The 14,275-nt window shown below is 59.2% G+C and carries 15 protein-coding genes; 10 read left to right on the top strand and 5 right to left on the bottom strand.

Annotation, left to right across the window (positions count from 1 at the left end; translation table 11 throughout):
• Positions 1-302 precede the first annotated feature (302 nt).
• From P9292_RS01405 to P9292_RS01395, 3 genes are all read left to right on the top strand, one after another.
• The gene (locus tag P9292_RS01405) at positions 303-1,139 is read left to right on the top strand and encodes an ATPase (RefSeq protein WP_309852837.1); all 837 of its coding nucleotides are present in this window, start codon (positions 303-305) and stop codon (positions 1,137-1,139) included.
• Between the two features lie 9 nt (positions 1,140-1,148).
• Positions 1,149-2,873, top strand: a complete 1,725-nt coding sequence (locus P9292_RS01400) for an ATP-dependent helicase (protein WP_309852764.1) — start codon at positions 1,149-1,151, stop codon at positions 2,871-2,873.
• Between the two features lie 163 nt (positions 2,874-3,036).
• The gene (locus tag P9292_RS01395) at positions 3,037-3,639 is read left to right on the top strand and encodes a hypothetical protein (RefSeq protein ID WP_309852761.1); all 603 of its coding nucleotides are present in this window, start codon (positions 3,037-3,039) and stop codon (positions 3,637-3,639) included.
• Between the two features lie 15 nt (positions 3,640-3,654).
• Here the strand turns inward: P9292_RS01395 and P9292_RS01390 are convergent, their stop codons facing one another.
• The 5 genes from P9292_RS01390 to P9292_RS01370 form a co-directional block, all read right to left on the bottom strand.
• Positions 3,655-3,864, bottom strand: a complete 210-nt coding sequence (locus P9292_RS01390; protein WP_309957825.1) for a hypothetical protein — start codon at positions 3,862-3,864, stop codon at positions 3,655-3,657.
• Positions 3,865-4,023: 159 nt separating this feature from the next.
• Positions 4,024-4,404, bottom strand: coding sequence for a hypothetical protein (locus P9292_RS01385; protein ID WP_309852758.1), 381 nt, complete (start codon positions 4,402-4,404; stop codon positions 4,024-4,026).
• Positions 4,405-4,421: 17 nt separating this feature from the next.
• Positions 4,422-4,871 carry a polymer-forming cytoskeletal protein gene (locus P9292_RS01380; protein ID WP_309852755.1) on the bottom strand — a complete coding sequence of 150 codons (450 nt, stop codon included), beginning with the start codon at positions 4,869-4,871 and terminating at the stop codon, positions 4,422-4,424.
• Between the two features lie 11 nt (positions 4,872-4,882).
• Positions 4,883-5,746, bottom strand: a complete 864-nt coding sequence (locus P9292_RS01375; RefSeq protein ID WP_309852752.1) for a hypothetical protein — start codon at positions 5,744-5,746, stop codon at positions 4,883-4,885.
• A gap of 87 nt (positions 5,747-5,833) precedes the next feature.
• Positions 5,834-6,433, bottom strand: coding sequence for a DUF1845 domain-containing protein (locus P9292_RS01370; RefSeq protein WP_309852749.1), 600 nt, complete (start codon positions 6,431-6,433; stop codon positions 5,834-5,836).
• Between the two features lie 673 nt (positions 6,434-7,106).
• On the opposite strand from P9292_RS01370, the gene P9292_RS01365 reads away from it, so the two are divergent.
• The 7 genes from P9292_RS01365 (at position 7,107) to P9292_RS01335 (ending at position 14,100) form a co-directional block, all read left to right on the top strand.
• Positions 7,107-7,376: a hypothetical protein gene (locus P9292_RS01365; RefSeq protein WP_309852747.1), complete on the top strand. Its 270-nt coding sequence runs from the start codon at positions 7,107-7,109 to the stop codon at positions 7,374-7,376.
• Positions 7,373-8,668, top strand: coding sequence for a hypothetical protein (locus P9292_RS01360; RefSeq protein ID WP_309852744.1), 1,296 nt, complete (start codon positions 7,373-7,375; stop codon positions 8,666-8,668). Before P9292_RS01365 ends, P9292_RS01360 begins: the two co-directional genes overlap by 4 nt.
• 181 nt (positions 8,669-8,849) lie before the next feature.
• The gene (locus P9292_RS01355; protein WP_309852742.1) at positions 8,850-9,344 is read left to right on the top strand and encodes an NADAR family protein; all 495 of its coding nucleotides are present in this window, start codon (positions 8,850-8,852) and stop codon (positions 9,342-9,344) included.
• A 7-nt stretch (positions 9,345-9,351) separates the two neighbouring features.
• Positions 9,352-9,543, top strand: coding sequence for a hypothetical protein (locus P9292_RS01350; protein ID WP_309936367.1), 192 nt, complete (start codon positions 9,352-9,354; stop codon positions 9,541-9,543).
• An 84-nt stretch (positions 9,544-9,627) separates the two neighbouring features.
• Positions 9,628-11,022: a metallophosphatase family protein gene (locus tag P9292_RS01345; protein ID WP_309852739.1), complete on the top strand. Its 1,395-nt coding sequence runs from the start codon at positions 9,628-9,630 to the stop codon at positions 11,020-11,022.
• Between the two features lie 229 nt (positions 11,023-11,251).
• A complete protein-coding gene (locus P9292_RS01340; protein WP_309852736.1) occupies positions 11,252-11,791 on the top strand; it encodes a hypothetical protein in 540 nt (179 codons plus the stop codon).
• Positions 11,779-14,100, top strand: coding sequence for an SMC family ATPase (locus P9292_RS01335; protein ID WP_309852733.1), 2,322 nt, complete (start codon positions 11,779-11,781; stop codon positions 14,098-14,100). The genes P9292_RS01340 and P9292_RS01335 overlap by 13 nt, the downstream gene beginning before the upstream one ends.
• Positions 14,101-14,275 lie beyond the last annotated feature (175 nt).

Raw genomic sequence — 14,275 nt, 5'->3', positions numbered from 1 at the left:
CGCCAGCGAGGCACGCCTCATGCCTTTCGTCTCACCGACAGCAGTCTCTTCCCATGCGCCAATTTTGCGCGCAGAGCTCCGCAGGCCCCTTCCACGCATCGCCACCGTCAGCAAGCGCTGCGGTGGCCTACGTGTGCCTTGGCCTCAGCGTTATTCCCTTATCCCGAAAGGCGCTCGAAATAGCCTTTGTTTCAGACGTTGTTGAGCCCTCCAGCCCGCAACAATGTAAGCATAGGCGGCGCGATCACGCGCCTGAATCCCAACGACGAAACCGGACCGATGCGTCCGATAGGAGAGGCGTAATGAGCACTGTTGTCGAACCCGGCAATGAAGAAAAGGTCGCGCTGCTCGCGCTGGAACACGGTACCGGCGAAGCTGCGCTCACGACCGATGGTGCGGACGATGGCGAGCTCGAGCGTGAGCTCACGCAAATGGAGGCGGACGCGGACCGTCTCCAGAAGGAAGGCGTGATTTCGACCGATGATGCACAGATGAAGCGGGCGGAGGTCGCGAAAACGCGCAAACTGTTCCGCGACCTGCCCGCCGCTGAGCGTATTGCCATCATCAAGCGGCGCCGTGAGATCGGTCGGCAGCTGTTGGACCGTCAGCTTTCGGGGGCGGCAGTCGTGACGGCACGCGTGCGCTTGAACCATACGCGCTTGAAACCGCTGTTCGAACAGTGGTGGCCGTACATCAACCGCATGAGCATCAACATGCAACGCTTTGGCCGGTCGACATTCGGTGAGAGCGACAAGGAAGTCGTGAATGGCGCGCTCGAAAAGCTGCTGGGCGGCATCGAGAGCTATGTCGACGAGCAACTGCGCGTATCCGAAGGCTTTCGTCAGCAAAAGGAAGCCGAGCTTCGCGCGAACAAGGAATTCGTGTTCGAGCCGACGATTCCGATGCCAGCGATGGACATCGAGGTAGAGGCTTACTCGCGCTTCTCGATGCGCGTGCTCAGCGCGATCATGAAGTTTGATCGGGCGATGGATCACTTCGACTTCATGGTCTGGAACGGCATCCGTGATCAGTCCGACGTCGATGACGAAGCCGTCAACTTCCTCAAGCGCTTCAACCCGCTCGGCATTCGCGGTTACATGACGCATCTGAAGTTGATGACCACGGTGCGCGGTAACTAAGGAGGCGCGATGCTGGACGAACTCAATCCCCAGCAACGGGAAGTCGCCCAGTTGCGCCAGCATTGTGTGGCGATCGCCTGCCCGGGCGCGGGTAAGACAAAAACGATCGCCACAAAAGCAGCCCTCTTGCTGCAAGAGAGCGCCTCGATGGTTGGCGCCGTCACGTTCTCCAAGGACGCAGCGCTTGAACTACGCGAGCGCATCCTCGCCGCCGCCGGCGACGCCGTTAAGAAGCGGCTGATCGCCGGCACCTTCCACTCGCTTGCGTTCAAGCAATTGAAGCGTCCTGGCGCGCGGCCGTTGGATATCGCCTCGGATGGCGACCGTCTTGGCTTGCTGATCCGCGTCATGCAGGAACTTGGACGCGAGGGCAAGGCCGAGGACGTCATCCCAACGATCGAGAAGATCAAAACCAACTTTGGCCGGTGCGACCCGAACTCCGATGACGGAGAGTTGTATCGAGCGTATCAGGACGCGCTGGCCCGCAACGGCAAGATCGATTTCCAGGACATGCTCAGGCTTGCGGTGGAGGGCATGGAAAACGGCACGATCCTGCCTTACGCGTTCACCTATCTGCTCGTCGATGAGTTCCAGGACACCGATCCGCTTCAGTACCGCTGGATCGAGCTGCACGCAAAGGCAGGGTCGATCGTCACGGTGGTCGGGGATGATGATCAGAGTATCTATGCGTTTCGCGAGGCGCTTGGCTATCGCGGCATGGAGTCGTTTATTCGGGCGTTCGATGCCAAGCCGGTTGTGCTTGGCAGTAACTATCGATGCCGCGCGGAGATTCTTTCGGCGGCGGATCGGGTCATTCGCAATAACGTCGACCGCATCGCCAAAATGCTTCGCTCGGAGAAAGGCGCGGGCGGGAACGTGTTGAGCTCACGTCATCCAGACGAATACGAGGAAGCGGTGGCCGCTGTGGAAGTGCTCGGGCCGCTTGTTGCGAAAGGACAGTCTTGCGCGATCCTCGCGCGTACAAATCGCATCCTCGATCCGTTGGAAGCGGCGTGCCGGTCTCACGGCATCAAGTATTACCGCGCCTCGGGCGCGTCGGTGCTGAGCCGACCCGAAGGCGCACTGATGTGCAACCTGCTCGAGATCGTTGAGCGAGTGAAGGATACGGGCCTCGATGCCGTGCTGGCCCACTTGGGCCTCACCGCGCAGCAACTGCGCGCATTGCACACGGACATGGGCGCCGAGCTGGCGCAGAAAGGGCGTGCCGAGTTGGTGGCGCTCGGGCTGCCAGAAGACGTCGCGACGAACTACCGTGAATTTATGAAGCGGCTTGCCGAATGGCAGAGCCTATGCGATCGCAAGTTCCACTCCTTGACACTCTCTGGCGTGTCCGAGTGGATGTTGAAATACGCAAAGAAAGATTCCGCCATCCGCGCGATTGGGGCAACCAACGACGTCCTATCGCGACTTTCGGGCAGTTTTGCGGAGCGGCTGCTTTTTCTCCGTCAGGTCAACAATGAGCCAACACCGGGCGCGCTTATCCTGACGACGATGCACAGTTCGAAGGGTTTGGAGTGGGACCACGTCTGGATTGCGCGCAGCGAGGAGACAGTCGTGCCGGATCCAAAGTCTACCGAGCCAGAAGAACGACGCTTGTTCTACGTGGCCATGACGCGTGCGCGAGAGTCCTTGATGATTTCGGGTACGTCAAAAAACTTTGAATCCCGTTTTGTCGCAGAAGCTCAGTTGGCCTCGGTTGCCGCCGCTGCCTGACCAACGCGCGCGCATCTTGCCATGCACATAATTTCGAGAAGCGTAAGCGCCTGAACGTGCGGCGGCTGGGTGAGAGCGCATCTTGACCCCAAAACGCTCAGCAACATCCCAAAATATCGTCTATACCGTTGACTGGCACTTCCGCCCGTTGGAGGACCGCGTCATGTCGACATTCCACCAGGTTCTTGGTCTTTGGTTGGCACCCGATTTTTCGGGCGTGCAACGGGGCACCATGACGCCTCCACACGTCGATTTCGACGCAGTAGACACCCGTGGTATCGCGGAGACGCTCGCTGCCTTGAACCAGTGCGGCGAAAACGTAATCGTCCGCGTGCCCAACGACGCCATCGACCAGGTAACCGTTCAATCAAGAATGACCGGTCGGATGACAGGGAGCCCCGAATGCGAAGATTTTGCGATCGAACTGCTGGCATTGGCCGACGGTCCGGGCGAGCTGAATGTACGCGCCAGTTGGGCAGACCTTCACGCGTTGCCTAACAGGAGGCAGGCACCGCCGCCGGTCCTCGTGATGTTTGTCGTGAGTGGAGAGTTCGACGCGGTGATGTTGTGGTCGCAACAGCTCATGATGCGGCTGGGCATACGCGCGGCGGACATCCTGAAGCGGATCGCGGGCGAGGTTGAAGATACCGATCATGAAGGCCATCTGCCTGACGATCTCGCACAGTATCTTGGCCGTACCTTCGCAATACCATACAGGCGGCAGTGTATGGTGACCGGACTCGCCAACTCACCACGGCCGTTTTGAATCCGAGCGTGCCGCTTAAGCTTTCGGCTGCAATGCCCGCTCGTAGAGCGCGGCAGACCGGTAAGCTGGTCGGTTCCAGTGTGGCGTGTCGATGGGCATCGCGTGGCTATTGACGAGTCTTCCTGTATCGAGCATGCAAAAGCAGCGTCCCTCAAATGCCGCCTCTTGCGCGGCCGCGTCCCACGTAACGGCGGGAAAATCAAAAATTGGTTCAATGGGCTTCACGGTCGATTCCGCAATATTGTCAACCCGTTATCGGCAAATCAACAGACGTTTTTAGTCTTCCAAGCCATTGCGCGTGAGTTATTAGTCACGTCCGATTCAGCGCGTTCGGGGGAGGGCCCTGCGCCGCCGTCTCCAGATGTGTTCATGCTTGACGGTCTCTTAGTTGCGGCGCGTCAGCGCCAAGCTGGTAGCACAGGTTGAAAGTAATGCAGCGAGGACGGTGGCGAGCATCATGAAGGTCGATCGTTTAACACCTTCGGCGAACTCGCGCACCTCGCTCTGTGTCTCGTTGAATCGAGCGTCAAGCTCGGCGGTCGAATGAAAGCCGTGTCTGGCAAGCAACATGGATTGCGAAGCGGACGGGACGACTACCAGATCAGCCCGAAGATCGGAAAGGCGCTCAAGATCCTTCGTATGGAATAGGGCAGCCGTGAGCGCGTCACTACTTGTGCAGATTTGAACGCCAGCGATGCTGACAAGAAGCGGCGACGAGAGGGCAAGCACAAGCGCGAAACGCGAGGTGAGTTTTCTAGGTTGCATAATCAGCCTTGACGGACTCACGCGATCGCGCGCGAGATATCGGTTACGTTGGAATCGTTGCGCTCGTTGATTGACGACTCGTTCTTAGAAGGTGCGGATAGCGCGCTGTCCGAGCCAGTCTCGGCCTCTATGGTCAGCATGCGCGCCACGCGTTTGAGCGTGCCGTTGAGCGCCGCGCGCGGCCCAAGCCGGATCGTGCCGCAATAGAAGATGTCGCCTGATACCTGCCCGTTGATTTCCAGCGAGCCACGCGCGTGCACGTCTCCATCGACGCGCCCGTCGATGCGGACATGCTCGCCTTGGGCCATGCCTTTGACGAGTCCGCCCTCGCCGACGTGCAGGAGGCCCTGCGTCGAGATGATGCCGCCGTCGAGGAGGCCGAAGCACGAGATGCCGTGATCCACGACCATGTCGCCAGTGATGGCGCAGCCGCGCGCGATAAGCGTGATATTGAATTCGGTTTTCATGGTGTCGATTCCTAGAACATTTGCACTTCGTTCGTGCTGGCACGACTTGCAGGCGTACTCTTCTTGGCGGATGCCGTTGCAGCGTCGCCGTCACTTACATCGTCGCGCGGACGGGATACGTGTCGACGGTAGCTGTGCGAGCGGGGTTGTGCCGTGTTGGAGGATGACGGGTGGTCATCCGCTGAGGTTTGTGGCACGGACTGTACGGGCACGGCAGCAGGCGCCGGAGTCGCCGACGGGGTGGCGATCGATGATGTCGCCGATTTGTTGAGTGAATCCACATGCTCCACAGCGGCATCACGACGGGATTGATGGATCGGCGAGGCCGCCGCCCGTTGATCGTCGTTCGCCAGAGCAGCGCTCGGCTTGGCGATCGCCGCGCTGGTTGCTGAACCGCCTGTATTGCTCAGCGAGCTCTTAAATTGATCCGCAGTAAGGCCGACGGGCGCTAGAGCAGCGATGTCCTTTCCCGTAAGCACCGGCGTCATTGCGACCGGATGAGGCGGCTCTGCATCGATCGGCCGGTTGGCCGATGCACCTGCGGGCTGTGCCAGCGTTTCGGCCTTGACTGAATCAGATTGTCCGCGAGTAATCGTCGGGGACCTCGATTGGTGTGCGGAGGTTGTGCCAAGCGACTTGAACAACGAAGCCGCTCCCATTCCGGCCATACCCGTGACGGCAGCAATAGCCAGTGCGACGACGCTTCGGCGAACGACAGGCGCGGCCTGCGGTAGCCGCAGTTTGATTGTGGGTGCCTTGTCGTCGGCCGAGACAGCCACCGGCGACGGAAGCGCAGCGATTTGCCGAGGTAGATCGATCGTCATCGCGTCTGGTGCGAACTGCGCATGCAGTCGTTGAATGTCGCGTAGGTCCATAGGTTAAAGTCCCTTTCCCTTGTATCAAGTCGAGCGTCGCCGGCGCAAAGCGATATCGAGTCGCCAGCGCTACACTGCAGAAAGCGTTCAGTGTTTGTTGTTTGAGCCCGGCAGCAGGACGCCTTCGGGTGCAAATTGGTCGTTGTCGGGAATGCACAGGTAGGCAATTTTCTTGATGCGCGCCTCGCCAGCGTCCAACGTACTTTGTCGGCTCTCTGCGCTGATCGCGCGGGCAAGCAGACTTGCTGTTGTTTTCAGGAAGAGCTGGTCATAGATGGTGAGCAGGCGCACGAGCCGTCCCGACATCGCATGCTTGATTTGCAGCGTCACCATTTCCGGATACACGATGGTCTGGCGTTTGGGCAAGGCGTCTGCCCAGGCGATCGCTTTCTTGAACCATGCCTCGGCAATGCGAAATTCCGCTTCGATAGCGATCAACTTGCCGCCACGAGCGACCGTCATTTTCGCGGCGGCAAAATTGAAATTGCCGCGTAAGAAATCGCGTGCGAAGAGCGAGTGATAGGGCAATTCCGTCTGCGCGAGGGTATCGCCATTGATTCGATCGAGACGGCTGTCACTGGTGAGCCGTTTAAGAGGGCGAAGCCCGCTCTCGCCGGGGCTATCGTCGCCGAGTGGGGCGGAGCGTTTCGGTTCTTCGTCTGGCACTTCCATGTCGATGACAGCCATAATCGTTCTCAGTGTGTCTGTGTTCTCTCTCACATAGAATTTTCATTGTTTAGACAAGTGTCTTGCAGGCGAAAGCTATACGAATTTCGTGAGCTTTCCGCCGTACACAGGTGCCAATAACCCGGATACTCAACTTCATTCCCCGCGTCACCGACGCATCGACCTCGACTCCAGCCCGGAGTCCGTCTTTTTTCTCCCAAGCCGTGCCCGCCATGTGCGTCTGGCATGCTCCGACCGGATAGCTACCGGTGTGGAAATCTTCCTTGTGCTGAGTGTGCTCGCTACACACTCCCCGTTTTCAGCCGTGATACTCGTACCTTGGCCTGCATTCATTTGCGCCGGTACATCGTTCGAACCCGGAGTTCTCGGGTGGTCTCTCTCCAGCGCCTGTTCTGGTAGAACGATCGAAGTTGGCTGATCCGTGAATCCTGCGGCGGAAGAAATTCCGAAAAAGGGCTGTTGCGCGGCGTGACCATGCCGCGCGAGAACGACTTTACGTTCTCTGACCGAGCGACCCCAGTTTTTGCCGGCCGCTCCCTGCACGCCACGTCCCCAGAAGGGACGTGGCGCGTAGGTCCCTCTATCGATCTCAAGAAGCTCGCCCCCTCACGGGAGCGGGCTTTTTTTTTGTCCTTCGCGTGCTGCGAACGGACCTTTCTCATCGGAGGTGTTCATGCTTTTGCCCAACCGCCTCAATCAACGTATAGCTGAGGCTATCAAGCAACAAATCGACAACGAACGCGATCAGGCAGACACCATGTCTTCCGTCTGGCGTGAGCGCTGCGAAGTTGCCCGAGTCGCGATGTTCAGCGACGCCGAGCGCTCTGTATTTATTTCCCATGTCGGCGAACGTCGCGGCAGTGCTGTGGCCCGAGAGATGCAATCTCAGGCCGAAACCCTGCGGACAAACGCTATCTTCTTTCTCGCAAGGAAACCGTCATGAACGCTGCTGTTCAGATGCTCGATCACGCGCCGCGCAGTCTGGTCGAAGAGCGAGCGATTCGGCCGCCCACGATCGGCAAGATTCGACCCGGTATCAAAGTGCTCACGCGCACGCATCAGCAAGACGAGCGCGCGGTCATGCTCTACAACGAGCGGGTAGCAGCCGGCGACTCTTTCGAAGCAATCGGCAAGCTGATCGAAACGACGTTGAAGCTTCGTAACGCGCTAGTGCCGAAGAATGTGCCGTACTTCGTTTGCAGACGTTCGGACTTCTCGAACCCGGACACGGCCGACGAGATCCTGCGGCTGTATGGCGAGGATCGCGGACAGGGTTTGAAGTTGTATCGCTTCCCGGTCATGTTCGCGTTTGACGATTGGCTGCGCAACGTGCCCAATCAAATGGCGGCATACACGACCACGGGACGGCAGTACTTCTCGGAGTACGATCGCGACGGCAAGCGCTACTGCAAGACGTACGCGCCGGTCGAACGTGACGCACGTGCTCAACGCACGCGTCGATCTTTTGGTGGACGCCTCGTTGTGCATCGGCAGGATGACGACATTCCCGACGGTGTTTGCGACCCTCACGTCTGTCCGCAATATCAGGACCGCAAATGCAATCTGACCGCGAACTTCCTGTTCGCTGTGCCCGACGTGAAGGGGCTCGGTCTGATAGAGCTGCCAACCAACTCCATCTACGTGTTGCAGAAGGCCTATTCGGCGATGCAAACCGTGGCGCTCGCGCGCGGCAGGCTCACCGGTACACGCTTCTGGCTCTCGAAGAAGGAGTTCGACATCACGCGGATTGACGACAACGGCCAGCCCGTTCGTCAGAAGCAGATGTTGACAGTGCTCGATGCCGACATTGACCTCGGCGCGTTGCTGGATGGCGCAGAGGAGGCCCAGCCGGCATTTGACGCCGCCAGTCGTGCGGTGGCGCTTATCGAATCGGATGGCACGATGCAATCGATCGTCGATCAAGCGCTTCCATCGGACGGGCAAGCAACGGGTGATCGCGCACGATCAGTTGACAACGCAGACGACTCTGATCCGAACGAGACGCTGGACGAAAAGCGGCACCGGATGACGGACCTGCTGCATCGTCTGGGTCTGAATCAGCCGGAGCGACAAAACGGCTTTCGCAAATACGCGCACCAGACGTACGGTCGCGGCTGGATCGAACGCATTGCCGATGTGGATGCGATGAATGCGCGTCTCAAAGTCGCGCTCAACGATCCCGCTTCGCTCGACGTCGAGATTCAAGACGCGGTAGCACAAGCTGCTTACGTTTAACCTTGGCCAGTCCCCTTATGGGGGCTGGCATCCTTTCTTCCGCCCCTTAACCTTTCTCGCTCGCGCATGAGAGCATTTCAGCAAGAACCGCTTGCTCAAATGTTTTCGACCGCGCCGCTTATGCGCATCGAATTCGTCCGCTTCGGCGGCCCATCTACTTGATCACGCGAAGGAGTCTCCGATGCGTCGAGTTGGCAACTTCACGCTGTTCTTTGGCGCGGAGGATGCATTCAGCAATTGGCATCCGTGCCGTTTCACTTATCACGATGTCGCTTTCCGCTCGGTAGAGCAATTTATGATGTTTTCCAAAGCCAAGCTGCTCGGTGACGAGGACATCGCGCAAGCAGTGCTCGCCACGCATCTGCCGAAGGAACAGAAAGCACTTGGCCGCAAGGTCAAAGGCTTCGATCTCGACGTGTGGAAGGCAAAGCGCGAGTCCATCGTCTATGTTGGATGCCGCGAGAAGTTCGCGCAGCATACGGGTTTGCGAACGCTGTTGCTCGCAACGGCGCCGACCGAGCTTGTCGAAGCGAGCCCCTACGACACAATCTGGGGCGTTGGCTTGGGCGAACACCATCCGGACATCATGGACAGATCGAAGTGGCGAGGCCAGAACCTTCTCGGCAAAGCGCTGATGAAGGTCCGGGACACGCTGTCCGTTCAATTGCACGAGTGACATAACCATGTTGATTGATCAGAAGCAGATGCGCTGTGGCGGGTGCGGAGCTGACGCTTTCAAGGTCTTCACTGCAGATCGCACGCTGCGTATCGTGGTTGAATGCCGGGGGTGTAAAAGCACCTCCTACATTGAGCCCGTTCCCTCCAAGCTCACGATTGAATGGGGCGAAGGGGATGGATGCATTACGGTGTTTTGAATCAATCGCTACGTCGAGGTTTGGCGTTGGCTCAATTGAGCTGCTTTCCGGAAACGGGGCGGCATTTTTTATTGTGGAGGCGACGTGAAAATCGCTCATTTTTCTGACTTGCACTATGCGCCGGGAAACGTCGAAGAGTCGGATCGCTGCTTTGGCTTTTCCATCGACCACGCCGTTCTCGCGCACGCCGATGTTGCGGTGATTTCGGGCGACGCGACGGACCATCGCCTCGACGCCCATGCGCCTTCGTTGAATCGCCTTGCTCGGCGCATCAATGGGCTGAGCGGCAGCATGCCGGTCTTAATGCTGCAGGGCACGTTCTCGCATGAACCGCCGGGCACGCTACGCAATTTCGAACTGATGGCTACAACGCATCAGATCTATGTGGCGGAACGCGTGCAGCAGGTGAGCCTTCATGAAGGGCGGTTCTATGCATCGAGCGGCCCGGTGTATTCAGACGAGGAGCTGCGCGAGGTCCTCGCGATAGGCGCCGATGTCGTGTTCACTTGTTTGCCCACGGTCAACAAGGGACAACTTGCGGCCGCCGTTGGTGCTAAGGAAGCCGGGACGGGTCTTGAAGCCGTGCTGGGCGACTATCTGGCCGCTGCGGGTCGCGTCAACCAGCAGCTTCGTGCCGCAGGCATCCGGACTGTTGGGGTTTCACACGGCACGGTCAACGGTTGTACGACTGAGCACGGCGTGACGATGGCGGGGTTCGATCATGAGTTCTCGCTTGGCAGTCTGTTCGAGGCCGAATGCGATGCGTTCATGCTTGGGCACATCCATAAAGCACAGCAGTGGGAGCGAGCAGGGCGCGTTGTGGCGTATCCCGGTTCGATTGGGCGTTTCCACTACGGTGAGGAAGGCGACAAGGGCTTTCTCATGTGGAATGTCGAGGTGGGAAGGGCGCAAGCCAATCTGATCGTGACGCCGTCCTGGCAGACGATCTGCGTCGACTTTGACGGACCGCCCGACATGCAACGCCTGACGGCAATCGCGCTCGATGCGACCGACAAGTTTGTGCGAATTCGTTGGCAGGTCGACGAAGAGCACAAAGAGTCAGTGGACCGCGACGCGATCGCGGCGCTGTTCGGCAACGCGGCCGATCTGAAGGTCGAAGCTCGCATTCTTCCCGTCGTCCGGTCACGCGCCCAAGGCATCAGCCTAGAAACGTCGATTGACCGAAAGCTTGAGCGTTGGTGCGAGCACGCTGACGTTGATCCGGCGCCCTTGCTTGACCGACTGCAGTTGCTGGAAACGGGGGACGCAGAGGCAATCGCCGCTGGCGTGCTGGCGCGACTGAGCTACGCTGACGCTGTGTCGAGCTTATCCGAGCCTGCACCGGTGACGGCCCACGCAGCTCCGGATGGCGATCTTTGCGACGATGCACTGCCCATGCCAGATGCGACGGTGGAAATCGTCGAGTCGGCTGAGACAGATCACCTTTCGTGGCTCAACGATGATTTGTTTGGGGCGTAGGTAGCCGCGCATGCAGGGGAGGCCAGTAACGGCTCCTTTGCTTGAACACGCAAGCCGTGTTCCGATAGCCGACTATCAACGTCGCTATCGAAACACAGGTTTCGCCGCGTCTTTGACGCATCGATTCGTAGTGGCAGGACCTTTCTCTAGCAGTTCATTTCTTCTTTCACCCTGGCGGGGAGCGTTCCCTACCGGGGCCGCATTCCCGCCCACCATAACGGAGTGCATTATGTTTGGTCTTTATCCTGCTGGCCTCAACTGGGTCTGCGCTTTCGAGTTGGGCGGCTGCTCATCGCGTGATCTTCAAAAGTCGTTGGTCGATTTGGCCGGCTTTACCGCTGCGATCCAGCATCAGCCGTTCGGCGAACATCGCGGCGCTGTCGTGGCTCAGTTTGGTCAGACGTTGCTGTTGCTGGCCACCACACCTGGGGCCGCCGAAGTTGCTATCACCCCGACAGTGCAAATGCAGCATCTCCTCTGGTCGTATCAGGAAGGTTATGCGAGTCAGTGGTCTGCGGCGGAAATCCGCAGCCTGACCGGCTATAGCGGCTGGTCAGAGCTGCTGACGAATGCGCGCCGCGAGTTCAGCAGAGCCTGCGAGCACGTGGCGTCTGCACTCGATGGGACGCTGCGTGTACCTGAGCGTGCGGTCGTGGCGACGGATGTTCACGCGCCGTTTCCCAACGAGGACGACGATGCGTTCTATTCCCAGATGGCATCGCTGTCTGCGTCTATGTCAGATTCGGAGGGATTGTCATGCGGCCTCTGAAACTCACACTCGAAGGATTCGTCGGCATTCGCGACGGCATGAAGCGAGACAGCATCACGCTTGATCTGGAGTCGTTGCCTGATGGCCTGATCGCGTTGACCGGCCCTAATGGGGCAGGGAAGACGACGCTCATGGACAACTTGCACCCGTACCCCATCATGCCCTCACGGGCCTCGAAGCTGTCGGTCGACGCCTTCTCGTACTGGGATCACATCTGTGGCACCAGTGCGCTGAAGGAACTCGAATGGGAACACGATGGCATTCGCTATCGTTCCTCGTTCACGTTCCGAAAGCCCGGCAAGACAGGTAAAGCGGAGTACTACCTTGCCTATCGAGGCGTCGACGGCACGTGGCGTCCGGTGTCCCTTCCTGACGGCACGGTGTCGGACGGCAAGGCGGAGTCATATAACCGCTGTGTCGAGGCGATCAACGGTTCGCTCGAAACGTTTTTTACCAGCGTGTTCTCGGCACAAAACCGTCGCCCGCTTGCAACTTACGGTGCAGGCGAGATCAAGACGCTTCTGGCAGAGTTGCTCGGCATCGAGCATCTGAAAGCGTTGTCGGCGAAAGCAGGCGACGTGGTCAAGCTGCTCGCTAAGTCGCTTAATGGCGTCCAGTCGGAGCTTGTGGCCCTTGCCGGTAAGCGACAGCGCAAAGCCGAGGGTGAGCAAGCCATTGCCGCGCAAAGCGCAGCTTTGTCTATGGCGCGCGCGCAACGTGAGGACGGTCTTTCACGCGCGGGCAAGCTCACTCAAGAGCGCGCCACGCTTGCTGCGAAGCAAAGCGAGTCCGCGTCGGTTGAAGCGCGTCTGCGTGAACTGGGTGTGCGGCGAGAAGAAGTGACGAAGGCGATGGGAGCTGCTGCTGAAGACGAGCGAGCTGCTTTCGCTCGACATCTGCAACGCATCACAGCGCTGAATCGGACAATCGTCACGCATCAGTCCACGCTTGCTCGTCGAGATGCGATTCTCGGTGCTGCCGCCAAGCGCGAAGAAGCTGAACTCGGCATTGCTCGGGAGGAAGCCAAGTTCTCGCCGTTGCAACGCGAGATCGCTGAGCTTGAAGTGAACCACGCGACGCTCAGTGGTTTGAATGTGTCGCTGGCGACGTTGCAGAGCGACGGGCGCGCGAAGAAGACGCACCTCGATGTTCTGAATAAGCAAGCGGCGGTGGTGGAACAGGTTCCGTGCGTGGGTCACTCAATGCACGCGAGCTGCCCGTTGCTGTCGCAAGCGCTGCATGCGAAGGAGCAGGCCGCGACCTACGCGGTCTCCGTGACTGATCTTCGTGAGAAGTATCGTGCGAAGTTGAAGCAAGCCGATGAGTTGGCTACGGTGCCTGCTAAATTGGCGGCAAAGCGCGTGGAGATGTTGGCCATTACCGATGAGGTAAGCAAACTTCGACGCGCGCTGCAGGTCGCAACTGAACTTGCTGCGAGCAAGCCACTTCTGGACGCCGCCACATCGGGACTGGAAGCCGCGCAAGCGGAGTCCCGCTCGATTGCAGAAGAGGGAGCTGCGAGGACAGCCAAGTTCGAGTCTGAAAAGGCCCGTGCGACCGCTGAACTTGCTCGCATCGCTGATGAGGCGACGCGACTCGCAGCCGTCGATGTGACGGCCGCGATTGCAACGCTCGATCGCGACCTGGGCGCGAACCGTGAAGTCTTGGCGGCGCTCGAGGGCCGGATCGAAGCTCTGATTCGCTCGCAAAGCGTGCTTCAGGCTGAAGGCGAAGCGCTTGCGGTGGAGTTGGAGAAGTTTTCCGCGAAGCAGTCACGCGCGGATCGCCTCTCGGACGAAATCGCTAAGTGGAAGCTGTTGGCAAAGGGCCTCGGCAACGACGGCGTGGTAGCACTCACGATCGACGACGCGGGTCCCGCGCTCACGCAGATGGTCAATGAGCTTTTGCTTGCGTGTTATGGGATGCGCTTCACCGTTGAGATCCGTACGCAACGAGCGCTTGCCAGTGGCGAGTTGCGCGAGGGGTTCGAGATCATCGTCCACGACGCTGAGGCCGACAGCAGCAAGTCGGTATCGGTGATGTCGGGCGGCCAGAAAGTCTGGATCAACGAGTGCCTCACGCGCGGCATTGCGCTTTACCTCGCACAGAACACGGGACAGCCGTATCAGACATTGTTCAGCGACGAGTCAGACGGCCCGCTCGATCCGCAGCGCAAAGTGCAGTTCATGCGCATGAAACGCGAAGTCCTTCGACAGGGCGGGTATCAGCGGGAGTTTTTCATCTCGCAGACGCCCGATCTTGTGGCAGAGGCCGACGCAGTCATCGACGTACAGGCGCTTGCCGCCTGATTTCTTATCAACCCTTGTGGGGAGTCGCCCCCACAAGGGGCGCTTCTCGTTTTTCCGACCCTTCTCTTGCGCCTTCCGGCGCTATTCCTATGGCAAACCTTCTCATGCTGTTGCTCGCGGCAGCCGGTAGTCCGTCTCCGTCAAACGCGGCCGCTCACCAGCCGCCCGCGCAGCA

Origin of the sequence: Caballeronia sp. LZ001, from assembly GCF_031450875.1 — a bacterium.
Classification (GTDB): domain Bacteria; phylum Pseudomonadota; class Gammaproteobacteria; order Burkholderiales; family Burkholderiaceae; genus Caballeronia.
The sequence above is the reverse complement of the archived record's forward strand: the minus strand, read 5'-3'. Positions and strand labels throughout refer to the sequence as shown.